We start from the raw sequence: 26,724 nt of genomic DNA on the forward strand, positions 1-26,724 counted from the left end.
TTGGAGGCGAATTAATGATTTTTGCCGCCACGTAAATAAATCAACCAATAGGTCAACCCAACCAATACCGCACCACCAATAATGTTACCTATTGTGACAGGGATCAGGTTATCGGTAATAAAGCTTGAAACATTAAGTTGTGGAAATCGTTCAGGACTTGTTCCTGTTTTCAGCCAAAATTCATCGGGTGCGAAGTTTTTGATAATGATCCCGAACGGAATTAAAAACATGTTAGCGATACTGTGCTCAAAACCGCTGGCGACAAACATACCGATTGGCAGGATCAACGCGAATAACTTATCGATCAGACTGCGTCCGGCATAGCTCATCCAGACAGCAAGACATACCATCAGATTAGCTAAAATACCCAGACATACTGCCTCAATAAAGGAGTGGTGCATTTTATGATCTGCTGTTTGTAATACATTTAGCCCCCAAGTACCATTAGCGACAGTATATTGGCCGGAATACCAGACCAAAGCGACGAAAAACAGGGCGCCAATTAAATTACCGATGTAGACGTTAATCCAGTTTTTGAACATTTGAGACCAGGTAATACGTCCTGTTGCTTTTGAAATGATCGTCAACACAGTGGAAGTGAAGAGATCGACGCCACATATCACTACTAACATCAAACCAAGGGAAAAACAGATCCCACCCGTTAATTTAGCTACCCCATAGGGAATGGAAGAGGTTCCTGTTGTTGCTGTAATATAAAAAACAAAAGCGATGGAAATAAATGCACCTGCCATGATTGCCGATAAATAAGTCACTGCGGGATGTTTATTGACTTTATATACACCAATATCATCAGCGATTTGTGCCATTACAGCAGGTGAAAATAAATTGAAAGGGTTGTCAGTTTTCATCCTAACACTCTCTTTATCCTTAATTAATCATAGCACGCGTTGATAGTAACAAACGGGGATTGACCTGAATTTGATATGGATCATATTAGACCGAAAGTCTGATGAGATATGACAGCCTAAATGTGGTGATATAAGATTAATAATATGATTTTTAAGGTAAAATATTTTTTAAAATTTATAAAAATATTTTATATAAGCAGTTTTGGCCTGTTAGATATTAAAAGTAAAATAACAGGTTAAATTGTCATTTATTTGTTATTTAAAAATAAATTGTATTTAACCTGTATTTTACTTTTTATGGTCATATACCCATCCAACTTCAAGATGCGTGTTATATTTCCCCGTGCAGCGGGGAAATATAAGGCCTCGCGTCGTCTTGCGGATTGCAACTTGAAGTTTATCGCGTATGAGCGCTAATGCGATGGGTTATTTATTAGCCCAAAATTCACGTTTGGCTTCTTGCAACTTCTCATAAGCATCTAATAATGCCTGATGGGCAGGCAATGCTTTTAATTCTAAATCAATAGTCCACAGACCATAGAAGCTGTTTTCTCCGGCAATGGCAGCAGAGGCAGTATCAACAGTACCCTGACCGTACATTTTTACAAATGCCTGATAATATTGATCTGGTTGGCGATCTTCTTCTTGGGTTAACAGTAACAACGTTTGCAGGCAGCGATAATAGTTAGCTCGTTCAGTGGTGAAAACAGAAGCATTGAAATCCTGTGTCCACTCAACCCAAATCAAAGCTTGCTCCAAATCTTTACCAGCCAATGCCAGCATAGATTTCAATTCGCCGATACGCAGGTTGCTCCAACCGTTATCTTTACCCACTGCAATGCCCAATAACTCACGGACACGGGTAAAGTCATCCAAGCCTTCATCATCTAACTGTTCGAGGAGAGCCAGATATTCTTCTGGCTGCCATTGACTCTCCGGCAATGCCAGAATGGTGTCGCGCAGATGGCTCCCCATAGTGTTATTGGCAATGTGCAGATCTTCCACCGGATAAATATCTGACATACCAGGCACCAGAATGCGGCAGGCATAAACGTCAAGGTGTTCATAATCAGCAATATAAACTTCAGCATCCAGTTTATTGAAGATCTCCATCAGGGTGTCGAACTCTTCTTCTGTTGCTCCGCTGAAATTCCAGTCAACAAACGCATAGTCAGCATCTTGCTTGAATAGATCCCAACTAATTACACCGCTTGAATCAATAAAATGCGTTTCCAGATTAGTATGTTCAGACACTTCCTCATTATCAAAGCTTGGAGGGGTGAAGACATCCAGATCTTTCAGACTCCTGCCTTGCAACAGTTCTGTGACGGTACGCTCCAGTGCAACACCAAAATCGGGATGGGCACCAAAGGAGGCAAAACACGTGCCATTATCAGGATTGAACAGGACGACGCAAATGACCGGGAACTGTCCACCCAGTGAGGCATCGTAACAATAGAGTGGGAAACCTTCTTCCTGCAACTTATTGACTGATTCAACGACGCTTGGGTAGCGATTCATAATATCTTGTGGAATTTCAGGCAGGCTGATGCATTCTGCGATAATGCGATTTTTCACATAGCGCTCGAATACTTCAGATAATCCCTGTACACGTGCTTCGTTCATGGTATTGCCGGCTGACATACCGTTTGAAACATACAGATTTCCGATAATATTCATTGGAATATAAATCGTTTGATTATCTGACTGGCGGGTAAATGGCAGGGCACAGATCCCCCGCTCTTCATTGCCCGATTGCAGATCCACTAACTGGCTGGCACAGAGCGCGTTATCTGGGTTGTAAAAACGATGCAGGCGTTCGTCTAAGATACCTTTTGGCAGAGAGTCATCTTCTGGCAACGGGAACCATTTTTCATCTGGGTAATGAACAAACTCGCCATTGGCAACGGTATTACCCAGATAAAAATCAGCAAAGAAATAGTTTGTCGATAGACGCTCAAAATATTCACCCAAAGCAGAGGCCAATGCCGCTTTTTTGCTGGCTCCCTTGCCATTGGTAAAGCACAGCGGGCAATCACGATCGCGGATATGTACTGACCAAACATTCGGGACAGGATTCAGCCATGAGGCTTCTTCAATATTAAAACCGAGGGACTTCAGTTTGTGCTGAAAGCGATTAATGGAGTCCTCTAACGCGGCGTCTTTGCCTGGGATATAGGTTTGCGTCATCGTGGTTCACTTCAAATTATGTTAAAGGCGCATATCATACGGCGTTTTTTTTATCCGCTCTATCAATTCCCAAAAATTATTGTTAATTAGAGTTTATTTATTCTTGGTTTACATAATAAAATGGCTTTTTTACAAGAGGTTGAATAATGAAAAAGACTAAAATAACAGCAATAGCCAGTTTTCTGGCTTTAGTTAGCGGTTCTGCATTCGCTTTGCCAAACGTTACTGTTTTGGCAACAGGGGGCACAATTGCTGGGGGTGGTGAATCCGCAACGCAATCTAATTATACAGCGGGTAAAGTAGGCATTGATGCTCTGCTGAATGCTGTACCGGCAATTAAAAATATTGCTGATTTGAAAGGCGAGCAGGTTGTCAGCATCGGTTCTCAGGACATGAACGATCAGGTATGGTTGACTCTGGCGAAGAAAATCAATGCAGATTGTGACAAAACCGACGGGTTTGTGATCACCCACGGTACTGATACCATGGAAGAAACGGCGTATTTCCTCGATCTGACCACCCAATGCCAGAAGCCTATTGTGATGGTTGGTGCAATGCGTCCATCTACCGCGCTGGGGGCTGACGGTCCGTTGAACCTGTATAACGCTGTGGTTGTTGCTGCTGATAAAAATTCGGCAAACCGTGGTGTGCTGCTGGCGATGAATGATTCCGTTATTCATGGCCGTGATATCGGTAAACTGAGCACAACGGAAGTTCAGGCGTTTCAGGCTGTGAATGCCGGCGCCCAGGGCTTCGTTCACAATGGCAAAGTACGCTATTATTCTGCGGCTTCAGTAAAGGCAAATAAAGCCGTTTTTGATGTAAGCAAATTGGATAAGTTGCCGAAAGTAGGTATTGTTTATAACTACTCCAACGCCTCTGATCTGCCAGCAAAAGCATTCGCTGAAAATGGCTATCAGGGTATTATCAGCGCAGGTGTCGGTAACGGTAACATCTATAAATCTATTCTTGACACGTTGTCTAAAGCCGCTAAAGAGGGTGTTGTTGTTGTTCGTTCCAGCCGTATTCCTTTCGGCTACACGACCCAAAATGCTGAAGTTAACGACAGCAAATATGGCTTTGTGGCTTCAGAGCGTTTGAACCCACAGAAAGCTCGCGTTCTTCTGCAATTGGCTCTGACGCAAACTTCTGATGTAGAAAAAATTCAGGAAATGTTTAGTCAGTATTAATTCCTGATTTAACGATATAAAAAGGCGCATTTAATGCGCCTTTTTATATTCTTTTTTATTCGTATTTTTTTAGATAAATTATCTTTTATACTCGATGAACTTCAAGTTGTAATACGCAAGACGACGCGAGGCTTTATATTTCCTCGTTGCGCGTGGAAATATAACACACATCTTGAAGTTGGATGGGTATAAATGGCTTTTTATTCTTTGGTATTAAATAAGGCTGATATTATCCAGATTGTCTTTCCTGAGCGATTGTTATTTTATTTATAATTCATTGCGTTATTTATAATAAGTGGGTCTATCAGAAAGTGATACTGTCTCTTGTAACAAATGTTCAATAATTATTGCAGCGGCAGGGCGAGAATGATAAAACCAATACGTCCGATTTTATTGTATCCATTGATAGGGTGAAGTTAATGAGTCAGGTATATAATTTCAGCGCTGGCCCAGCTATGTTGCCGGCAGAAGTGTTACGACGTGCAGAACAGGAACTTTGCAACTGGCACGGCTTGGGAACATCTGTAATGGAAATTAGTCACCGCAGCAAAGAATTTGTGGCTGTTGCGGCAGAAGCAGAAAAAGATCTCCGAGATTTATTAGCAATACCTGAGAATTACAAGGTGCTGTTTTGTCACGGCGGTGCTCGTGGGCAATTTGCGGCATTACCACTGAATTTACTGGGTGATAAATCGACAGCAGATTATATCGTTAGTGGTTACTGGTCTGAATGTGCAGCGCAAGAAGCAGAAAAATATTGCACGCCAAACATCATTGATATCAGAACAGAAACGGACGGCGTCAAAAGTGTGAAGCCAATGAGTGAATGGGCCTTAAGCAGTGACGCTGCCTATATTCATTATTGTCCTAATGAAACGATTGAAGGTATTGCTATTTTTGAAGAGCCTGATTTTGGTGACGATAAAATTGTCATAGCCGATTATTCTTCAACCATCCTTTCTGCCCCTATTGATGTTAGCCGTTATGGTGTTGTTTATGCCGGGGCACAAAAAAATATTGGGCCAGCAGGGATTACCGTCGTTATTATTCGTGAAGATCTCCTGGGTAAAGCACACCCGCATACGCCATCCATTCTGGATTATACTGTGCAGGTTCAATACGACTCTATGTATAACACGCCGCCGACATTTGCATGGTATCTGTCTGGTAGGGTATTCAAGTGGTTGAAAGAGCAGGGAGGGCTACAAGAAATCAGTAAACGCAATCATGCTAAAGCGAAACACCTCTATCATGCCGTTGATAACAGCAAGTTGTATATCAACCGTGTTGCTCCTCAAAACCGTTCTATCATGAATGTCCCCTTCCAACTGGCTAACCCAGTGTTAGATGGTCAGTTTCTGGAGGAAGCCTATGCACACGGGTTACATGCATTGAAAGGGCACAAAGTTGCGGGTGGCGCCCGTGCTTCGATTTATAACGCTATGCCTTATGAGGGTGTGAACGCATTGGTTGAATTTATGGCTAATTTTGAACGCCGCAATGCATAATTTTTTATCGTCGGGAGGGATAAAACCTCCCGATCTCAAAATCCTCGATCTATCCTAAAAACTAAAATCATCTCTGGAGATTCCTCTCTATTATGCAATCCCTGACGTTACAACCTGTTTCCTATATTAATGGAACGATTAACTTGCCTGGCTCTAAAAGCGTTTCTAACCGCGCTTTGTTACTCGCTGCTCTTGCTAAGGGAACAACCCGATTGACCAATTTGTTGGACAGCGATGATATCCGTTACATGCTCAAGGCTCTGGCTGTATTGGGTATTTCCTATCGTCTTTCCGCCGATCGTACTATCTGTGAAGTCGATGGCATTGGCGGGTGCATGACGGGCAAAAATGATATTGAACTGTTTCTGGGCAATGCGGGTACAGCAATGCGCCCATTGGCTGCGGTTCTATGTTTAGGGGACAGCAGTTTGGGAGACAGTGGCATAAGCGTGGTATTGACCGGTGAACCGCGTATGAAAGAACGTCCAATTGGTCACTTGGTCGATGCATTGCGTCAAGGAGGGGCAGAAATTGATTATCTTGAACAGGAAAATTACCCGCCTTTACATATCAAAGGGGGATTTTCAGGTGGAAAAGTGACCGTTGATGGCACTGTTTCCAGCCAGTTTCTGACCGCTTTGTTGATGGCAGCGCCATTGGCAAAAAACGACACGGAAATCCACATACAAGGTGATTTGGTTTCTAAACCTTATATTGATATTACATTGGCACTGATGAAAAGTTTTGGTGTAACGGTAGACAATGAACAATATCAGGTTTTTCACATTAAAGGCCGGCAGCAATATTTGTCTCCGGGGCAGTATCTGGTAGAAGGCGATGCTTCATCGGCATCTTATTTTCTGGCTGCGGCGGCAATTAAAGGCGGGATCGTTCGTGTCACGGGCATTGGCAGAAATAGCCTGCAAGGGGATACCAAATTTGCCAATGTGTTGGAACAGATGGGGGCAACGATTCGTTGGGGGGACGATTTTGTCGAATGCGAACGCGGTACATTGGCAGGCATTGATATGGATATGAATGCTATTCCTGATGCGGCAATGACGATTGCGACAACCGCGTTGTTTGCACAGGGAGAAACTGTTATCCGCAATATCTACAATTGGCGGGTAAAAGAAACCGATCGGCTAAATGCAATGGCAACTGAATTAAAAAAAATAGGTGCCGAAGTGGAAGAGGGACATGATTATATTCGAATTTCTCCGCCAGAAAAATTTAATCATGCTGAAATTGAGACCTATAATGATCATCGCATTGCGATGTGTTTTTCGTTGGTAGCTCTATCGGATACGCCAGTCACTATCCTTGATCCAGGCTGTACAGCAAAGACATTCCCAGACTATTTCAATCAGCTTGAAAAACTCAGCCAGTACGCAAAATAAATGGAGAAGCAAAAATCGGTAGGGATAGAAATAAACGGGCTTTCCCTGTTTCTCTCATCTATTGAGCGCGTATAATAGGACAGGTTTTATTGCTTGCTAATTGAGCAATTTTTTGCATTCGGTAAATGATCTGTCTGTTATCCGAATGTTATGCGAAAAGGAGGATAATGATGGCGGCGATAGCCCCAGTAATAACCGTTGATGGGCCAAGTGGTGCTGGCAAGGGAACACTATGTCAGGCATTGGCTGAAACGTTAAATTGGCAGTTGCTTGATTCAGGTGCCATTTATCGTGTATTGGCCCTGGCTGCCATCCATCATCAGGTGGATATTCAGTCTGAAGACGCAATGGTTCCTCTGGCTGCAAACCTGGATGTTCGTTTTGTACCTGCAAATGGCAAACTCCGGGTCATTCTGGAAGGCGAAGATGTCAGCAATGAAATCCGTACCGAAACCGTTGGAAATACGGCTTCACAGGCGGCAACATTCCCACGTGTCCGTGAAGCACTCTTACGTCGGCAGAGAGCCTTCCGCATTGCACCTGGGCTGATAGCTGATGGTCGTGATATGGGAACGGTCGTATTTCCTGATGCGCCGGTGAAAATATTTCTTGATGCAAGTGCAGAAAAACGCGCCCGCAGACGTATGTTACAGTTGCAGGAGAAAGGTTTTAGTGTTAACTTTGAAAATCTTTTGTCCGAGATACAAGAGCGGGATTATCGTGATCGCAATCGGGCAGTCGCACCCTTAGTGCCTGCACAAGATGCATTAATCCTGGACTCGACCAGCATGTCTATCGAAGAAGTGATTGATAATGCACTGGCTTATGCGAGAAACGCGCTGGAAATATCCGCATAATTGTTAATTTTTCAAGTACACTATTGCAGTAGTGTATCAAGAAGATGTATATAGAATTCTGGTGTATTGGTAGTGAAATATTCTGGTACACTAAAACACCTTGTAACAGGGAAAAAGAAAAAGTTGCGAGGTATGTAAAACAACCCCATTCGGCGGGACGCTAGATGGACGTTAATTAAGAATCTTGAAGATCATAAACATGACAGAATCTTTTGCTCAACTCTTTGAAGAATCCCTACAGACTATCGAAACTCGTCCAGGTGCCATCGTCCGTGGTGTCGTGGTTGCTATCGATAAAGACGTTGTATTGGTTGACGCAGGCCTGAAATCAGAATCTGCAATTCCTGTAGAACAATTCAAAAATGCTCAAGGTGAGCTGGAAATCCAAGTTGGCGATGAAATCGACGTAGCTTTGGATGCGGTGGAAGATGGTTTCGGTGAAACTGTCTTGTCTCGTGAGAAAGCGAAACGTCACGAAGCATGGCTGATGCTGGAAAAAGCATACGAAGAAGCTGAAACTGTCACTGGTATTATCAATGGCAAAGTAAAAGGTGGCTTCACTGTAGAACTGAACGGTATCCGTGCGTTCCTGCCAGGTTCACTGGTTGACGTTCGCCCAGTTCGTGACACTGCTCACCTTGAAGGCAAAGAGCTTGAGTTCAAAGTCATCAAGCTGGATCAGAAACGCAACAACGTAGTTGTTTCTCGTCGTGCAGTTATCGAATCTGAAAACAGCGCAGAACGCGATCAGCTGCTGGAAAACCTGCAAGAAGGCATGGAAGTTAAAGGTATCGTTAAGAACCTGACTGACTACGGTGCATTCGTTGATCTGGGCGGCGTTGATGGCCTGCTGCACATTACTGATATGGCTTGGAAACGTGTTAAACATCCAAGCGAAATTGTCAATGTGGGCGATGAAATCACAGTTAAAGTACTGAAATTCGACCGTGAGCGTACTCGCGTATCTCTGGGTCTGAAACAATTGGGTGAAGATCCATGGGTAGCAATCGCTAAACGTTATCCAGAAAGTACTAAACTGACTGGTCGCGTAACTAACCTGACTGATTATGGCTGCTTCGTTGAAATCGAAGAAGGCGTTGAAGGTCTGGTACACGTTTCAGAAATGGATTGGACCAACAAAAACATCCACCCATCCAAAGTTGTTAACGTGGGTGACGTTGTGGAAGTTATGGTTCTGGATATTGACGAAGAACGTCGCCGTATCTCTCTGGGCCTGAAACAGTGCAAATCTAACCCTTGGCAACAATTTGCTGAAACGCACAACAAGAACGATCGCGTTGAAGGTAAGATCAAGTCTATTACTGACTTTGGTATCTTCATTGGTCTGGAAGGCGGCATCGACGGTCTGGTTCACCTGTCCGACATCTCCTGGAACGTTGCAGGTGAAGAAGCAGTTCGTGAATACAAGAAAGGCGACGAAATCGCTGCTGTAGTTCTGCAAGTAGATGCAGAGCGTGAGCGTATCTCTCTGGGTGTCAAACAACTGGCAGAAGATCCATTCAACAATTACCTGTCTGTAAACAAGAAAGGTACAATTGTTACTGGTAAAGTCACTGCAGTTGACGCAAAAGGTGCTACAGTTGAATTAGCTGACGGCGTTGAAGGTTACCTGCGTGCATCAGAAGCTTCTCGTGACCGCATTGAAGATGCAACTCAAGTTCTGAACGTTGGCGATGAAGTTGAAGCTAAATATGTTGGCGTTGATCGCAAAAACCGCATAATCAACCTGTCTGTTCGTGCAAAAGACGAAGCTGATGAAAAAGACGCTATCGCTTCTGTGAACAAACAAGAAGACACAAACTTTGCTAACAACGCAATGGCTGAAGCTTTCAAAGCAGCTAAAGGCGAATAATCTAAGTCAATAACGACGGGTAATATTCTCTATAATGAGAATATTACCCGAATACGGTAGTTTAGGGAGGTACCATGACCAAGTCTGAATTAATCGAAAGACTTGCAGAGCAGCAATCTCACATGCCGGCCAAAGCCGTTGAAGATGCAGTGAAAGAAATGCTTGATCATATGGCAGAAACACTAGCCGCAGGTGAACGTATTGAAGTTCGCGGATTCGGCAGCTTTTCTCTTCACTACCGGGCTCCGCGTGTGGGGCGTAACCCCAAAACAGGTGAAAAAGTGGAATTGGATGGCAAATATGTCCCCCACTTTAAACCCGGTAAAGAGTTACGTGACCGCGTGAATATCTATAGCGATAGCTAAGATATCAGTTATTACTTAATTAAACTAACGGCACCTTAGGGTGCCGTTTTTTGTATATCCAAATTTTTTTTCTCTGGTTTTTGTGAGAATAGACGTATTTTTTTGGCATCGTTTCTTCTGTTTAAACGTTAATTTGCGAAGCGATTCCACAGAAACATTTCTCGAACTGGCAGTAAGATTTACTATGTCATAATCTCTCTTGCGTGAATAGAATGTCAGCACAGAGGCATAATGGATGCAGCCGATAATATTTTCTCTTTTTACCTATTTATTTGCCATTTGGCGAAAACCGACGCCACTTATCAGTCTAAATTTGGCTGCGTTAGCCATTATATTGGGAATTTTTCCCTTATTATTCCTTGCAGAGCTTCCTCAACAAAAAGTCATCCAATATCTGGTTACCATTGCATGTTGCTTATTATTTTTTCCTTATAAAATTATACGACTAATATCATTAGGATTATGGGCGTTTATCTTCGGATGTTGGCATGGTCATCATATATTGGCACAAATCACTTATTTCAGCGAAACGTCCCGTACTGCAATTGTTATGATTGATAGTGTATTGTTGGAAAATAATACGAAAGAAGATAATAAAAAGACGCGTTATCGTATCAGGCTGATTAAGAGTGATGGGAAATATATTATTCCTGCCTTATATGCATCAGTATCATGGAACTCTCAAGAGTTGCTATGCGCCGGTCAGAAGTGGCAGATGACAATGAAACTCAGGCCTGTTCATGCTCAACTAAGCCACGGTAGTTTTGATAGCCAACGATATTCACTTTCTATTCGTCAGCCATTGAATGGAAAAATTATTGAGGCAAAACCACTCGATAAAAATTGTAATCTTCGACAAAGTTTCATGAATAAGTTGTTACCAGAAATTCAGCCATTAAAACAAGCAGGTATTGCATTAGCACTCTCATTTGGTGAAAGGACGTGGTTGGATAAATCCACTCGCTTGCTATTACAGCAGACAGGTATTGCTCATTTGATGGCAATTTCAGGGCTGCATATTGCAATGGCCAGCTTATTTGGCTGGGGTTTGGCAAGAATGACGCAATTTTTCTTTCCGGCAAAATGGATTGGGTTTCGCTTTCCATTGATCATGGGCTGGTTAACCGCAATGCTGTATGGATGGTTGTCTGGTTGGGGAATTCCAGCCATTCGGGCAATATTGGGGCTAACTTTATGGATTTATTTACGGTGCAAAAGCAGGCATTGTTTTTCATGGCAATGGGCTTTATGGAGTGCCGCCCTTATTTTATTTTTTGATCCTTTGGCAATACTTTCTGACAGTTTCTGGCTCTCATTTACTGCGGTGATGGCACTGTTATTTTGGTTTTATTGGATGCCTTTGCCAGAAAAAATACGTCATGGTTGGCAGTGGTCATGGCTGCGCGTATTGCATATGCAGCTGGGCATGTTGCTAATGTTGTTGCCGTTGCAGCTTCTGTTATTTCAGAGCGTTAATATTGCATCATTGGTGGCTAACCTGTGGGCTGTTCCGATTATCTCTTTTTTATCTGTTCCGTTGGTGATATTGGGGATGGTTTGTCTCTTTCTTCCGGTTATCCAACCGTTTTTATGGCAGCTTGTTGATTACAGCATTTTATTTGCTTTGGCCCCCTTACCTATTTTGACATATTCATGGTTTGAAACAGGGCACTATCCGATAGTCACTACGTTAGTAGGCTGGTTTTTTGTTGTGATTTGGCGCTTAGGTTGGTGGCGATCTTATAAATGGTTGTTGGGTGTTTGCATTGGTATTATTGTGTGTTACTCCAAACGTTCCAATGATTATCAATGGCGTTTTTCCATGCTGGATGTGGGGCATGGATTAGCGGTGGTCATTGACAAGGGAGGAGAAGCGATTGTATTTGATACAGGAAATCGTTGGGAAACGGGCAGCATGGCAGAAAAAGTTATTGAACCTTATTTACGTTGGCATCGTTTAACACCAGGGCAGATAATCCTGAGTCATGATCATTTGGATCATACGGGAGGAATGGAATATCTACTTGAAAAATATCCTGATATCCAAATTAGAAGCCCTTCCTTGAATCAGACTCATTTGCCTTGTATCCGTGGTGAACGGTGGACATGGCAGGGGTTAAATTTTGCCGTTCTCTGGCCACCAGAAAAGTCAGCTATTGTTGGCAATAATCAATCTTGCGTGATCCGTATTGATGATGGTAAATACAGTCTGTTATTAACAGGAGATTTAGAAAAGCAGGGCGAATACCGCTTATTGGAGCTTGAGAAGAATCATCTACATGCAACAGTACTACAAGTACCTCATCATGGGAGTAACACCTCTTCTACTTCGGTATTTATACGCAGAGTTATGCCTCAATATGCTTTGGCTTCAGTTGCACGCTATAGCCCGTGGAGGCTACCTTCAGTGAAAGTGAAACAACGCTATAAAAATGCCGGAGTTGAATGGCATAGCACAGCCGTTTCTGGTCAGATAACCGGCTATTTTTATCGTGATGACATTAAATTAGAAGGTTATCGACAACAAATAGTGTCACGATGGTATCATCAGTGGTTTGGTATTCGTGGCGATCATGAGTAGAATGATTCGCTATTTCTTTTGGTTTTGGTAACTCAATAATGAATGATAAAGACCTTTCTACCTGGCAGACCTTTCGCCGATTGTGGCCGATTGTCACTCCTTTTAAAATCGGTCTGATAGTTTCGGCGGTTGCGTTAGTTATTAATGCTGCCGGTGATACATTGATGCTTTCCTTATTGAAGCCCTTGCTTGATGAGGGTTTTGGCAAGGCAGACATTAGCGTATTGAAGTGGATGCCACTGGTTGTTATCGGATTGATGTTGTTGCGTGGCATATCCGGTTTTGTATCGAGTTATTGTCTCTCTTGGGTATCAGGCAAAGTGGTCATGCAGATGCGTCGCCGCCTGTTCAATCATATGATGGGAATGCCTGTTTCCTTCTTTGACCAGCAATCCACGGGAACTTTGCTTTCCCGTATTACATACGATTCAGAACAGGTTGCCTCTTCTTCCTCCGGTGCTTTAGTGACGGTTGTCAGGGAAGGAGCATCAATTATTGGCCTGTTTATACTGATGTTCTATTACAGTTGGGAACTCTCCCTTATTTTGATTGTTATTGCGCCGATAGTTGCGGGAGTTATTCGTCTTGTTTCCGTGCGTTTTCGTAATATCAGTAAAAATATGCAAAGCAGCATGGGAATGGTAACAACCAGTGCGGAACAGATGCTGAAAGGGCATAAAGAAGTTTTAATTTTTGGTGGTCAAAAAGTTGAAACTAAACGCTTTGACAAAGTCAGTAATCATATGCGCCAGCAGGGTATGAAGATGGTTTCTGCTGATTCCATTTCAGATCCGATTATCCAGATTATTGCTTCTTTTGCACTGGCATTTATCCTGTATGCGGCCAGTTTCCCTGAAATTATGGGTGCCTTAACTGCGGGGAAAATCACCGTTGTATTCTCATCGATGATTGCCCTGATGCGTCCATTAAAGTCCTTAACTAACGTTAATGCCCAATTCCAACGTGGTATGGCGGCATGCCAGACCTTATTTACTATCCTGGATATGGAGCAGGAAAAAGACGAAGGTAAATTGGAAATTAAAAAGGCAAAAGGCAACATTGAATTCCGTAATGTCACCTTCTGTTATCCCACCAAGGATCATCCTGCGTTGAAAAATATTTCAATGGCGATCCCGGCAGGAAAGACGATTGCATTAGTTGGGCGCTCAGGATCAGGTAAATCGACAATTGCCAATCTCCTGACGCGCTTTTATGACATAAATGAAGGTGAGATAGTATTAGACGGTCATGACCTGCGTGAATATACCCTGGCTTCACTGCGTAACCAAATCGCGCTGGTATCGCAAAATGTCCATTTATTCAATGATACGGTTGCCAATAACATTGCTTACGCCAGTGAAGGATGCTTTAGCCGTGAAGAGATAGAACGGGCGGCAGAAATGGCTTATGCAATGGACTTTATCAAAAAGATGGATAATGGCCTTGATACTATGATTGGTGAAAATGGCGTTTTGCTTTCTGGAGGACAGCGTCAGCGTATTGCGATTGCCCGTGCTTTATTGCGTGATTCTCCGATCTTAATTTTGGATGAAGCAACCTCTGCATTAGATACGGAATCTGAACGTGCAATTCAGGCTGCATTAGATGAATTGCAGAAAAACAGAACTTCATTGGTCATTGCTCACCGTCTTTCTACTATTGAAAATGCCGATGAAATTATCGTCATTGAAGATGGGAATATCATAGAAAGGGGCGACCATGCGACTCTGGTGCAACATGATGGGGCATATGCACAATTACACAGGATGCAATTTGGCCAATGATTGAACGCATATGGTCAGGCCGATCATGGCTTTACATCGTATTATTACCATTATCAGCCCTTTATGGGCTGATAAGTGGCTTGCGTCGTTTAAGTTATAAGCGAGGATGGCGTCGCTCCTGGAAGGCACCGGTGCCTGTTGTTGTTGTCGGTAACTTGACAGCAGGGGGAAATGGCAAAACCCCGGTTGTGATTTGGCTGGTTGAACAGTTGCAGCAAAGAGGCTATCGGGTTGGTGTTGTTTCGCGTGGTTATGGTGGGAAGTCGGAACATTATCCGTTACTGGTTACCGATGAAGTGACAACGGCACAAGCAGGAGATGAACCGGTTTTAATTCGCCGTCGTACCGGTGCGCCTGTTGCGGTAGCACCAAAGCGAGCCGAAGCCATTCAGACATTACTGGCATATGCTCCGGTTGATATCGTCATTACCGATGATGGACTGCAACATTATGCTTTGCAGCGTGATTATGAGATTGTGGTGATTGATGGGGTTCGTCGTTTTGGTAATGGCTGTTGGTTGCCAGCTGGCCCTATGCGAGAATTGGCAGGGCGCTTAAATAGTGTCAATGCCATCATTGTTAATGGTGGGACACCGGAAGCGGGTGAAAGACCAATGACCTTAAAGGGGGATTTGGTGGTTAACTTACTGACTGGTGAAACGCGAAAAGTGACAGATCTTCCCAATGGTATTGCGATGGCAGGGATCGGACATCCCCCACGTTTTTTTGCAACATTGCAGCAATTAGGGGCGAGATTACAGAAAACACACGCTTTTGCTGATCATCAGACGTACGAAAAATCTCAATTATTGGCTCTGGCAACGAGTGATCAAAATTTATTGATGACAGAAAAAGATGCGGTTAAATGTTTTCAATTTGCGCAACCTAACTGGTGGTATTTACCTGTACACGCTGAATTGCCAGAAGAAAAAGGGCAAAAGGTATTGAACGATATCTGTGCTTTATTGCCAGAATTAAATATTCGTTAATGATGTTGGGCTATTCTCATCATACTAAAGAAAATCAGGGAAATTAAACAAAGCAACAAAGTTAACGGTGATACATTGCTTGTGGTATTCTGACCCACATTAAATTTGAGGCCCGTTACTTGGGGGATATATGGATCACCGTTTACTCGAAATCATTGCTTGTCCACTATGTCATGGCAAACTTAGTTATGATAAAGAAAACTTTGAACTGATTTGTAAGTTTGATTGTCTCGCTTTTCCTTTCCGTGATGGTATCCCTGTGTTGCTGGAGAATGAAGCACGTGTCTTGCCGACAGAGGAAAACCAATAATCTATGTTTACCGTTATCATTCCAGCACGTTTTTCCTCAACCCGTTTACCTGGAAAACCATTGGCTGATATTCATGGTAAGCCAATGGTAGTGCGTGTGATGGAACGGGCTATCCGTTCTGGTGCTGATCGGGTTATTGTGGCGACAGATAATCAAGACGTGTTTGATGCAGTGGTCGCCGCAGGCGGTGAGGCTTGTATGACACGCGAAAATCACCATTCAGGTACGGAGCGTCTGGCTGAGGTTATCGATAAATACCAATTTGCTGATGATGAAATTATTGTGAATGTTCAGGGCGATGAACCCCTTATTCCAGAACAGATCATCAGGCAGGTGGCTGATAATTTAGCTGGCAGTGATGCAGGAATGGCAACGCTTGCTGTACCGATCCAGGATGCCGAAGAGGCATTTAATCCTAATGCTGTTAAAGTTGTGATGGATTCACAAGGTTATGCTCTCTACTTTTCCCGCGCTACTATCCCGTGGGAACGGGATCGTTTTATGCAATCAACAGAAACGATTGGAGAGTATTTCCTACGCCATATTGGGATTTATGCGTATCGGGCTGGGTTTATTAGACGCTATATTCAGTGGGCACCAAGTCCATTGGAAAGTATCGAAATGCTCGAACAGTTAAGAGTGCTTTGGTACGGTGAAAAGATCCATGTGGCAAAAGCACTGCAAGCGCCCGGTGCGGGTGTTGATACACCGGAAGATCTGGAAACCGTCAGAAAAGTTTTTGCCACGCTCTGACCTTTTCTTGTCTGAAATCGGGTGAGATTTAAAAGAGAATGCCTAACGTTTATACCGCATTCTCTTTTTTCTTGCCCGTTTCGTCACGCTTCGCTTCTAATTCTGATGTTATTTCTCATCACCTTTTTGCTGAGAGCCTTCTGATTTTTCAATACGCATATCCTGACTTGCCGGTTTAATAGTCTGCCAGATGCGCCCTAATGTCTCATACCAGGCACGCTCAGTGTGTGATAAATAGTAGGAAGAAGGAAGATATTTTTCCCACGAATATAAAGGCGTTGTGACAGCCAATTGATTGGCAGGACCCGCCATTGGATGCAGACCTCGTTGTGCAAAAAACGTGAGAGATCGTTCCATATGATTGGCAGAAGTGACGAGAATGAAAGGTTGTTGCCCGACGATTTTTTCAACTTCAGCAGCCTCTTCTTCTGTATCCAAGGGTTTTTTTAGTGCTATCGTGTCTTCTACAGGAATTCCCAGAGATTGTGCTACCATAGCAGCAACTTCGGCACTGCTAATGGTATTAACACCTTTACCGCCAGTAAAAATCATTTTAGCGCCAGGATTGAGATGATATAAACGAATCCCCTCAGTCACTCTGGGCAAGCTGTTATTGATAAGGTTGGCGCTGGGAGCCCATTGGGGGTTATAAGTAAATCCGCCCCCAAGAACCACAATATATTTTACGGGAGTGATAGATGTTGTGTCTGGTTCATAGCGCTGAACATATTTTCCCTCGACAGGGAGTAAGAATTTATCTGCGATAGGCTGTAAACTAAATAAAAGTAATGCCAGCCAACTGAGTGATAAAACGGTTTTTCCTGTTTTTTGCCAGCGGGTAAACCAGAGTAATAACAGCGCGGCAAAAGAAACGATAATAATCAGCGGTAAAGGCATTAATAGCGAACCGATATATTTTTTTAGCAGAAATAACATTGATTGGCCTTGGATTGGTTAAATGATAATCGCGCAATGGCAAATTTAAGGCTAAAAGTAGTTAATTAAATGATTACTGTGCCAAAATAACAGTAGTTAAAATAGCAGTAGATAGCATAATTACTCAATAGATAAATTAAACTTAGATTATAAGTGGGGCAGCTTTTCATGCGGGATCGCAATTTCGATGATATTGCAGACAAATTTTCGCGTAATATTTACGGCACAACCAAAGGTAAAATCAGGCAGGCCGTTGTCTGGCAGGATATTAACGAATTGCTGAATCATTTGCCTCAACGGCCTTTGCGCATTTTGGATGCGGGGGGCGGTGAAGGTAATATGGCCTGCCAATTAGCCGAATTGGGACATCAGGTCATACTTTGTGATCTATCAAAAAAGATGATTCAGAGAGCGGAACATAACGCCGAAGAGCGGGGTCTTCTCGATCAGATACAATTTATCCAAAGCCCGGTACAGGAAATTCACCAGCATATTGAACAGCCCGTTGATCTGATTTTATTTCATGCTGTATTGGAGTGGATCACCGACCAAAAAGGGGCAATAGAGACATTGGAAGAGATAATAACGCCCGCTGGTGCACTTTCATTAATGTTTTATAATGCTAATGGGCTGGTCATGCGTAACGCTATCTTGGGTAATTTTCATTTGGCGACACCTAATATCCAGCGTCGTCGGAAACGTTCTCTGTCGCCACAGCATCCATTAATACCGGAACAGGTATATCAATGGCTAACTGAACTTAAGATGGAAATAACAGGTAAAACAGGCGTGAGAGTTTTTCACGATTACCTGCAAAATCGTCAATTACAAGACACAGATTTTCCAGCGTTGCTTGAACTTGAACAGCGTTATTGCAGACAGGAGCCCTATATCAGCCTGGGGCGTTACATTCATGTGATGGCACGCAAGCCTGCCTTAAAGAGCGAATTATGAGTGAATATTCCCAGACGGTTCCTGAACTTGTGTCCTGGGCCAGAAAAAATGATTTTTCAATTTCGTTACCCCCGGAACGCCTGGCTTTTTTGCTGGCTATTGCCGTATTAAACAGTGAACGGCTTGATGGTGAAATGAGTGAAGGGGAGCTGGTGGATGCCTTTCGTGAAGTGTGCAAGGGTTTTGAGCTGACTTCGGAAGCCGTATCTGTCAGGGCGAATAATGCCATTAACGATATGGTTCGCCAGAAGTTACTTAACCGTTTTACCAGTGAATTGGCGGATGGCAATGCCATTTATCGCCTGACACCGTTGGGAATTGGTATCAGTGATTATTACATCCGTCAGCGTGAATTCTCCACGTTGCGTCTTTCTATGCAGTTATCTATCGTTGCTAACGAATTGCATCGAGCCGCAGAGGCAGCCGAAGAAGGGGGGGATGAATTACATTGGCATCGCAATGTTTTTGCCCCTCTTAAATATTCTGTCGCTGAAATTTTTGACAGCATCGATATGTCTCAGCGCTTGATGGATGAACAGCAACACAGCGTAAAAACCGATATCGCTGCACTACTCAATCAGGATTGGCAGGCCGCTATCGCTAATTGTGAACAACTACTGTCTGAAACCTCCGGCACACTGCGGGAACTTCAGGATACGTTAGAAGCCGCGGGTGATAAATTGCAGGCTAATCTATTACGCATCCAGGCTGCGAATATGGACAGCGGTGGTTCTGAGTTGGTGGATAAACTGGTTTTTGACTTGCAAAGCAAACTGGATCGCATTATCAGTTGGGGGCAACAAGCCATTGATCTGTGGATAGGTTATGACCGCCACGTTCACAAATTTATCCGAACCGCTATTGATATGGATAAAAACCGCATTTTTGCCCAGCGCCTTCGTCAATCCATTCAACACTATTTTGACAGCCCGTGGACTCTGACTGTTGCTAATGCAGAACGTTTTCTGGATATGCGTGATGAAGAGTTGACTCTGCGTAATGAAGAGGTAATGGGAGAATTACCGCCAGAAATGGAATATGAAGAGTTTAGTGAAATCAATGAACAATTAGCTGAAATGGTAGAGCAGGCGCTGGCAGTTTACCAACAGGCAAAACTTCCTCTGGATTTGGGGGCTGTACTGCGCGACTACCTTGTCCAGTATCCACGTAAACGCCATTTTGATGTGGCTCGTATCTTGGTGGATCAAGCCGTCAGGTTGGGCGTTGCAGAAGCGGATTTCTCTGGTTTGCCAGCGGAATGGTTAGCGATTAATGATTACGGAGCCAAGGTACAGGCACATGTCATCGACACATATTGAACAACTTATGCCAGTGAAACTGGCTCAGGCATTATCCAATCCACTTTTCCCTGAATTAGACAGCCAACTGCGGGCAGGGCGTCATATCAGTCTGGATGATCTTGATAACCACGCTTTTTTGATGGATTTTCAGGAAGAGCTGGAAATGTTTTATGCGCGTTATAACGTCGAATTAATCCGTGCACCAGAAGGTTTTTTCTATCTGCGTCCCCGTTCGACGGCGCTGATCCCGCGATCTGTGCTGTCCGAATTAGATATGATGGTAGGTAAGCTCCTGTGCTACCTCTACCTTAGCCCGGAGCGCCTGTCTAATCAGGGAATATTTACCTTTCAGGAGCTGTACGAAGAATTACTGTCATTGGCAGATGAAAATAAGCTAATGAAATTAATGAATCAACGCTCGACAGGCTCAGATCTGGACAAACAGAAATTGCAGGAAAAAGCGCGCATCGCCTTAAACCGCTTACGCCGTCTGGGTATGGTTTATTTCCTGCAAAACGACAGCAATAAATTTACGATTACCGAAGCGGTATTTCGTTTCGGGGCAGATGTACGCAGCGGTGATGACCCACGCGAGGCACAATTACGCATGATCCGTGATGGTGAAGCCATGCCAGTAGAAAGGGAAGCATCGCAGGAAGATAATGAACATGAAGAAGCATCAGGGCATTCAGCAGAAGGTGCGGAGGGTGAACAGTCATGATTGAACGTGGTAAATTTCGCTCACTGACGTTAATTAACTGGAACGGTTTTTTTGCCAGAACGTTTGATCTTGACGAGCTTGTGACGACCTTATCCGGCGGTAATGGTGCAGGTAAATCAACCACAATGGCGGCGTTTGTGACCGCATTAATCCCTGATTTAACACTGCTCCATTTCCGCAATACGACAGAAGCGGGGGCCACCTCGGGTTCACGTGATAAAGGGTTGCACGGTAAGTTACGGGCAGGTGTTTGCTACTCCACGCTGGATGTTGTTAACTCTCGCCATCAACGGATCATCACCGGAGTCCGTTTACAACAAGTGGCAGGACGTGATCGAAAAGTTGATATTAAGCCATTTATGATCCAGGGCGTTCCTGCGTCGATTCAGCCAACACAGTTATTGACTGACAATATCAACGAACGTCAGGCGCGGGTTCTGCCGTTAAATGAATTAAAGGAACGCCTTGATGAGATGGAAGGCGTTCAGTTCAAGCAATTTAACTCGATTACAGATTACCACGCCCTGATGTTTGATTTGGGCGTGATCCCAAAACGTTTGCGTTCGGCGAGTGACCGCAGCAAGTTTTATCGCCTGATAGAAGCATCATTATATGGCGGAATCTCCAGTGCGATTACCCGTTCATTGCGTGATTACTTGTTACCGGAAAACAGCGGCGTCAGAAAAGCATTTCAGGATATGGAAGCCGCATTGCGTGAAAACCGCATTACGCTGGAAGCTATCCGTGTCACCCAATCTGACCGTGATCTTTTCAAGCACCTTATCACAGAAGCTACGGCTTATGTGTCTGCTGACTATATGCGCCATGCCAACGAACGCCGCGTTCATCTGGATGAAGCTCTGGCTTTGCGCAGTGAGTTATTTGGCAGCCGTCGTCAACTGGTTGCTGAACAATACCGTCATGTTGAAATGGCGAGGGAACTGGCAGAACAAAGCGGTGCATCTTCTGATTTAGACATGGATTATCAGGCAGCCAGTGACCACCTGAATCTGGTTCAAACGGCGATGCGCCAGCAGGAAAAAATTGATCGCTATCAATCTGATGTTGAAGAACTAACTTACCGACTGGAAGAACAGAGTGAAGTTGTCGAAGAGGCGAGAGATCTTCAGGCGGAATATGAAGCCACATTTGAAGCGACAGAACAAGAAGTTGATGAACTGAAAAGCCAGCTTGCTGACTATCAACAAGCTTTGGATGTACAGCAAACTCGCGCTATTCAATATCAGCAAGCACTGCAAGCGTTAGAGCGTACCCGTGAACTTTGCCAGCTTCCCGATCTGTCGATAGAAAATGCCGACAAATGGCAGGAAACCTATCAGGCTAAAGCGCAGCAAGCGACAGAGACGTTACTGGCACTGGAACAGAAATTGAGCGTTGCTGACGCGGCGCATAGCCAGTTTGAACAGGCTTACCAACTGGTAAAAAATATTGTTGGTGAAGTAAGCCGCAGTGAAGCATGGCAAGCCGCTCGTGAAGCATTGCGTGAATGGTCATCCCTGCGTCATCTGACTGAACGCGTCCAACCTTTGCGTATCCAGTTGGCCGAGCTAGAACAACGCCTGAACAGTCAGCAAAATGCAGAGCGTTTGCTGGAGGAATTCTGTAAGCGCCATAACCAGCAATATCAGCCAGAAGACTTGGAGACGTTACGGGGAGAGCTGGAAGCTCAATTGGAAGAACTGAGCCTGGGTGCCAATGAAAGCGGTGAACGTCGTATTCAAATACGTCAGGAGCTTGAACAGCTCAAGCAAAAAATTCAAGCGCTGACAGCACGGGCACCTGTATGGTTGGCTGCCCAGGAAGCCCTGGAGCAGCTGAGTGAACAATGCAATGAAACATTCGAAAATAGTCACGATGTGACTGAATATATGCAGCAATTGCTCGAACAAGAACGCGAAATTACGGTTGAGCGTGATGATATTGCTGCACAGAAACGCGAACTGGAAAAACAGATTGAGTGTCTGAACCAACCAAGTGGTGCCGAAGATAGCCGATTGCTTGCATTGGCAGAGCGTTTTGGTGGTGTTTTATTGTCTGAAATTTATGATGACATTACCATTGATGACGCACCTTATTTCTCCGCACTCTATGGCCCTGCGCGGCACGGCATTGTCGTGCCTGATCTCTCACTGGTTCGTCAACATCTGGAAACATTGGAAGATTGCCCGGAAGATCTCTATTTAATTGAGGGAGATCCGCAGTCTTTTGACGACAGCGTATTCCATTTTGAAGAGCAGGAAAACGCCGTTCTGGTGAAATCATCCGAGCGCCAGTGGCGTTATTCCCGTTATCCTGAGGTTCCGCTATTTGGACGGGCAGCAAGGGAAAGTCGTCTGGAAGCACTCAGTTTTGAGCGGGATACACTGGCAGAGCGCTATGCGACACTTTCGTTTGATGTGCAGAAAGTTCAGCGTGCGCATCAGGCTTTCAGCCGTTTTGTGGGGAAACATCTTTCTGTTGCATTTGATGATGATCCGGAAGCAGAAATTCGTCGCCTGAGTCAGCGTCGTACTGAACTGGAGCGTGAGTTATCGCAATTTGAAACTCAGGCTCAACAGCACCAACAGAAACTGGTTCAGGTGAAAGAGAGCCTGTCAGTGCTGAATCGCCTGATTCCACAAATGACGATTTTGTTGGATGAAACCCTGCTTGATCGAGTGGAAACAGTCCGAGAAGAAATGAGTGCGGCTCAGGAAGCGGCGCGTTTCCTGCAACAGCACGGCAATGCTTTGGCTAAACTTGAACCCTTGGTTTCGGTCTTGCAAAGTGATCCACAGCAACATGAGCAGTTGCAGAAGAATTATGAGGCAGCGAAACAGAGCCAGAATCAGGCTAAACAACAAGCCTTTGCCTTGACGGAAGTTGTGCAACGTCGTGCGCATTTCAGCTATAGCGACTCCGCCGGTATGCTCAACGAAAATGCCGACCTGAACGACAAACTGCGCCAACGCCTTGAACACGCAGAATCTGATCGTAGCCGTGCGCGTGAACAATTGCGTCAGCAGCAAGCACAATGCGCGCAATTTAATCAAGTATTGGCATCACTGAAAAGTTCTTATGACACTAAGCAAGATATGTTGAAAGAACTTGAGCAGGAGTTGAAAGATATCGGTGTCCAGGCCGATGCCAACGCCGAAAGTCGTGCCCGTGAACGTCGTGATCAGCTCCACGTCGCTGTGAATGCCAACCGTTCCCGCATTAACCAGCTTGAGAAACAGATCGCGTTCTGTGAGGCAGAAATGGAAAACCTCCAGAAAAAACTGCGCAAATCCGAGCGTGATTATGACCAGAAGCGTGAGCAGGTGGTCTCTTCTAAGGCGGGTTGGTGTGCGGTTATGCGCATGGTGAAAGACAGCGGCGTTGAACGTCGCTTACATCGCCGCGAGCTGGCTTATATGGATGGTGATGAGCTGCGTTCAATGTCGGATAAGGCGCTGGGGGCATTGCGTCTAGCGGTGGCCGATAATGAACACCTGCGCGATGCGTTGCGTTTATCCGAAGATCCGAAGCGCCCTGAGCGTAAGATCCAATTTTTCGTGGCGGTTTACCAACATCTGCGCGAACGCATTCGGCAGGATATCATTCGTACGGATGATCCCGTCGATGCTATTGAACAGATGGAAATTGAGCTGGCTCGTCTGACTGAAGAATTAACCTCGCGTGAGCAGAAACTGGCGATTAGTTCCAAAAGCGTGGCGAATATCATTCGCAAAACCATTCAACGTGAACAAAACCGCATTCGCATGCTTAATCAAGGGTTGCAGGCGGTTTCTTTTGGACAGGTTGGCAGCGTGCGCTTGAATGTGAATGTGCGTGAAAGTCATTCCCTCTTGCTGGATGTACTTTCTGAGCAGCAGGAGCAGCATCAGGATCTGTTCAACAGCCAGAAGCTGACCTTCTCAGAAGCGATGGCGAAACTTTATCAGCGTCTGAACCCACAAATCGACATAGGGCAGCGTCTGCCGCAGACCATTGGTGAAGAGTTGCTGGATTACCGCAATTACCTTGAGTTGGAGGTTGAAGTCAACCGGGGTTCGGATGGCTGGCTGAAAGCGGAAAGTGGGGCACTTTCTACCGGAGAAGCGATTGGTACGGGGATGTCTATTCTGGTCATGGTTGTACAAAGTTGGGAAGAGGAATCACGTCGTCTGCGTGGTAAAGATATTTCACCATGCCGATTGCTGTTCCTTGACGAAGCTGCCCGATTGGATGCGAAATCCATTGCAACGCTGTTTGAGCTATGTGAACGTCTACAGATGCAGTTAATTATTGCTGCGCCGGAAAATATCAGCCCAGAAAAAGGGACAACCTATAAACTGGTACGTAAGATTTTCAATAATCAGGAACATGTACATGTTGTTGGGCTGCGTGGTTTTGGGCAGGATGTGCCGGTTATTGAACAGCCACAAAACCAGATACAACCTATATTGTAGGAATAACTTTATCACTGCATGATATTTTTCTAAGGGGGGACATATTATGTCCCTTTTTTAGGGAGATAGATCTTATTTGTTACCTTGTGCAGTACGTCTCGTTTTGATGTAATGAGAAAGGTTACTATTCCGCACCGTTACTACTAATGTAAAAAAGGAATAACGATGCGTAAAGTTACTCTGGTATTCAGTGCAGTTGTGCTCACTTTTGGTTTGAACCGCATGGCACAAGCAAAAATGTTTATGCCTGAGCAAGTTGATTCAGGCGTTTCTGTGGCAGAGTTGGCTCAACGTCATGCTGTGCATTGGGTATCCGTAGCGCAGATTAAGCAAAGCCTGCAAAACCAACCCGCAATGGCGGTAGGTTTTGATATCGATGATACCGTACTGTTTTCAAGTCCAGGTTTTTATCGTGGTAAATCGGAGTATTCACCTCATGACAATAGTTATCTGAAAAACCCGGCATTTTGGGAAAAAATGAATAATGAATGGGATAAATTCAGTATACCCAAAAAGATCGGCATTGAATTGGTTCAGATGCACTTAAAGCGGGGGGATGATATTTATTTCATTACAGCCCGGACAAAAACTAAGACAGAAGCGGTGACCAAATACTTACAGGAAGACTTACATATTTCAGCCGATAAAATGAATGCCGTTATTTTCGCGGGAGATGAAGCAGGTAAAAATAACAAAGTCAGTTGGATGAGAGAGCATAAATTGAAGATTTATTATGGCGATGCAGATACTGATATTGCCGCAGCCCGTGAATTGAATATTCGAGGTATTCGTATCTTGAGAGCATCAAACTCTTCTTATCAGCCCCTGCCTAAAGCTGGCCGCTTTGGAGAAGAAGTCGCCATTAATTCTGAGTATTAATCTTAAAATTCAATATAATATACTCTGATTAAAGTCACTAAAGGTGCCTTTTCCTTTTTAGGGCTTTAGCCAGTTTAAGAAGCCCTATGCTTCTTAAACATAAAACAACCCGCTATGCGGGTGGAGATCAGGGGGTTATACCAAGAAAAACACCTTTCCGTTACGATATAGATGTTCAAGCTAATATGCGTAACTAAGAAGGAAAGGTGTTTATGGGAATTAAAGCACAAAGCTTGGCCCACACAAAGTGGCTCTGCAAATACCATATCGTCTTTTCGCCGAAATACAGACGGAAAGTTATTTTTGCAAGTTTACGTTCAAGTATAGGTGAGATTTTAAAAAACCTTTGTAAGTACAAAGGGGTAGAAATAATAGAAGGACATTTGATGCCAGATCATGTGCATATGTTGGTGAGTATCCCGCCGAAAATCAGTGTATCGAGTTTCATGGGATATTTGAAAGGTAAAAGTTCACTGATGATATTTGATAAGCACGCGAATCTAAAATACAAATTTGGCAACAGGAAGTTTTGGTCAGAAGGATATTATGTGAGTACAGTAGGACTCAATGAAGCCACGATCCGTAAGTATATCCGAGAGCAGGAAAAGCAAGATTTCATACAGGATAAATTGAGTGCACGTGAGTATGAGGATCCCTTTAAGGGGTAAGCCAAAGAGACAATGACATTTAGCTTGAACAAAGAGAAAGCGGCGTCATTTTGGCGCAGTCGGTAACATGCCCTTATAGGGCAGGGCGCGAGCATACTTTTTAACACCTATTGAATAAGGGTTAATAACGTGATCTAATTAG

The 26,724-nt window shown here is 44.2% G+C and carries 20 protein-coding genes; 17 read left to right on the plus strand and 3 right to left on the minus strand.

The genetic code is table 11. From position 1 onward, the window contains the following. Positions 1-11 precede the first annotated feature (11 nt). Entirely contained in the window at positions 12-869 is an 858-nt protein-coding gene (focA, locus tag AAY47_RS05150; protein ID WP_047767543.1) for a formate transporter FocA, read from the minus strand. 426 nt (positions 870-1,295) lie between these two features. Next, positions 1,296-3,059: a 30S ribosomal protein S12 methylthiotransferase accessory factor YcaO gene (ycaO, locus tag AAY47_RS05155; protein ID WP_047767545.1), complete on the minus strand. Its 1,764-nt coding sequence runs from the start codon at positions 3,057-3,059 to the stop codon at positions 1,296-1,298. A gap of 146 nt (positions 3,060-3,205) precedes the next feature. Between ycaO and ansB the strand changes: the two genes are divergently transcribed. The 11 genes from ansB (at position 3,206) to kdsB (ending at position 16,669) form a co-directional block, all read left to right on the plus strand. Next, positions 3,206-4,249: an L-asparaginase 2 gene (gene ansB / locus AAY47_RS05160; RefSeq protein ID WP_047767547.1), complete on the plus strand. Its 1,044-nt coding sequence runs from the start codon at positions 3,206-3,208 to the stop codon at positions 4,247-4,249. 419 nt (positions 4,250-4,668) lie between these two features. Continuing rightward, positions 4,669-5,757, plus strand: a complete 1,089-nt coding sequence (gene serC / locus AAY47_RS05165; protein ID WP_047767548.1) for a 3-phosphoserine/phosphohydroxythreonine transaminase — start codon at positions 4,669-4,671, stop codon at positions 5,755-5,757. A 92-nt stretch (positions 5,758-5,849) separates the two neighbouring features. Beyond that, entirely contained in the window at positions 5,850-7,157 is a 1,308-nt protein-coding gene (gene aroA, locus AAY47_RS05170) for a 3-phosphoshikimate 1-carboxyvinyltransferase (RefSeq protein WP_047767550.1), read from the plus strand. Positions 7,158-7,327: 170 nt separating this feature from the next. Next, on the plus strand, positions 7,328-8,014 hold the full coding sequence (cmk, locus tag AAY47_RS05175; RefSeq protein WP_047767552.1) for a (d)CMP kinase: 687 nt from the start codon (positions 7,328-7,330) through the stop codon (positions 8,012-8,014). A 199-nt stretch (positions 8,015-8,213) separates the two neighbouring features. Beyond that, the gene (gene rpsA, locus AAY47_RS05180; protein ID WP_047767555.1) at positions 8,214-9,887 is read left to right on the plus strand and encodes a 30S ribosomal protein S1; all 1,674 of its coding nucleotides are present in this window, start codon (positions 8,214-8,216) and stop codon (positions 9,885-9,887) included. Positions 9,888-9,961: 74 nt separating this feature from the next. Then, positions 9,962-10,252 (plus strand): integration host factor subunit beta, encoded by a 291-nt coding sequence (ihfB, locus tag AAY47_RS05185; RefSeq protein ID WP_047767557.1) that lies wholly within the window; start codon positions 9,962-9,964, stop codon positions 10,250-10,252. Between the two features lie 235 nt (positions 10,253-10,487). After that, positions 10,488-12,833 (plus strand): ComEC family protein, encoded by a 2,346-nt coding sequence (locus tag AAY47_RS05190; RefSeq protein WP_047767558.1) that lies wholly within the window; start codon positions 10,488-10,490, stop codon positions 12,831-12,833. A gap of 35 nt (positions 12,834-12,868) precedes the next feature. After that, positions 12,869-14,617, plus strand: a complete 1,749-nt coding sequence (gene msbA, locus AAY47_RS05195; RefSeq protein ID WP_047767560.1) for a lipid A ABC transporter ATP-binding protein/permease MsbA — start codon at positions 12,869-12,871, stop codon at positions 14,615-14,617. Further along, positions 14,614-15,606, plus strand: coding sequence for a tetraacyldisaccharide 4'-kinase (lpxK, locus tag AAY47_RS05200; RefSeq protein WP_047767561.1), 993 nt, complete (start codon positions 14,614-14,616; stop codon positions 15,604-15,606). The genes msbA and lpxK overlap by 4 nt, the downstream gene beginning before the upstream one ends. A 130-nt stretch (positions 15,607-15,736) precedes the next feature. Further along, positions 15,737-15,916, plus strand: a complete 180-nt coding sequence (locus AAY47_RS05205; protein WP_047767563.1) for a Trm112 family protein — start codon at positions 15,737-15,739, stop codon at positions 15,914-15,916. A gap of 3 nt (positions 15,917-15,919) precedes the next feature. Beyond that, entirely contained in the window at positions 15,920-16,669 is a 750-nt protein-coding gene (gene kdsB, locus AAY47_RS05210; RefSeq protein ID WP_047767565.1) for a 3-deoxy-manno-octulosonate cytidylyltransferase, read from the plus strand. Between the two features lie 108 nt (positions 16,670-16,777). Here kdsB and elyC read toward each other — a convergent pair whose 3' ends face one another. Continuing rightward, positions 16,778-17,605 (minus strand): envelope biogenesis factor ElyC, encoded by an 828-nt coding sequence (elyC, locus tag AAY47_RS05215; RefSeq protein ID WP_047767567.1) that lies wholly within the window; start codon positions 17,603-17,605, stop codon positions 16,778-16,780. 168 nt (positions 17,606-17,773) lie between these two features. Here elyC and cmoM point away from each other — a divergent pair, with 168 nt between their 5' ends. The 6 genes from cmoM to tnpA all read left to right on the plus strand — a co-directional run bounded on the left by cmoM (position 17,774) and on the right by tnpA (position 26,582). Continuing rightward, a complete protein-coding gene (cmoM, locus tag AAY47_RS05220; RefSeq protein WP_047767569.1) occupies positions 17,774-18,559 on the plus strand; it encodes a tRNA uridine 5-oxyacetic acid(34) methyltransferase CmoM in 786 nt (261 codons plus the stop codon). Further along, on the plus strand, positions 18,556-19,878 hold the full coding sequence (gene mukF / locus AAY47_RS05225; RefSeq protein WP_047767571.1) for a chromosome partition protein MukF: 1,323 nt from the start codon (positions 18,556-18,558) through the stop codon (positions 19,876-19,878). Before cmoM ends, mukF begins: the two co-directional genes overlap by 4 nt. Then, on the plus strand, positions 19,859-20,581 hold the full coding sequence (gene mukE, locus AAY47_RS05230; protein ID WP_047767573.1) for a chromosome partition protein MukE: 723 nt from the start codon (positions 19,859-19,861) through the stop codon (positions 20,579-20,581). The genes mukF and mukE overlap by 20 nt, the downstream gene beginning before the upstream one ends. Beyond that, positions 20,578-25,035 carry a chromosome partition protein MukB gene (mukB, locus tag AAY47_RS05235; protein ID WP_047767575.1) on the plus strand — a complete coding sequence of 1,486 codons (4,458 nt, stop codon included), beginning with the start codon at positions 20,578-20,580 and terminating at the stop codon, positions 25,033-25,035. The genes mukE and mukB overlap by 4 nt, the downstream gene beginning before the upstream one ends. 165 nt (positions 25,036-25,200) lie before the next feature. Further along, positions 25,201-25,914 carry an acid phosphatase AphA gene (aphA, locus tag AAY47_RS05240; protein WP_047767577.1) on the plus strand — a complete coding sequence of 238 codons (714 nt, stop codon included), beginning with the start codon at positions 25,201-25,203 and terminating at the stop codon, positions 25,912-25,914. Positions 25,915-26,126: 212 nt separating this feature from the next. Beyond that, positions 26,127-26,582, plus strand: a complete 456-nt coding sequence (gene tnpA, locus AAY47_RS05245) for an IS200/IS605 family transposase (RefSeq protein WP_047767579.1) — start codon at positions 26,127-26,129, stop codon at positions 26,580-26,582. The last annotated feature ends 142 nt before the right edge of the window (positions 26,583-26,724 follow it).

Origin of the sequence: Xenorhabdus griffiniae (assembly GCF_001028135.1) — a bacterium.
GTDB lineage: Bacteria > Pseudomonadota > Gammaproteobacteria > Enterobacterales > Enterobacteriaceae > Xenorhabdus > Xenorhabdus bakwenae.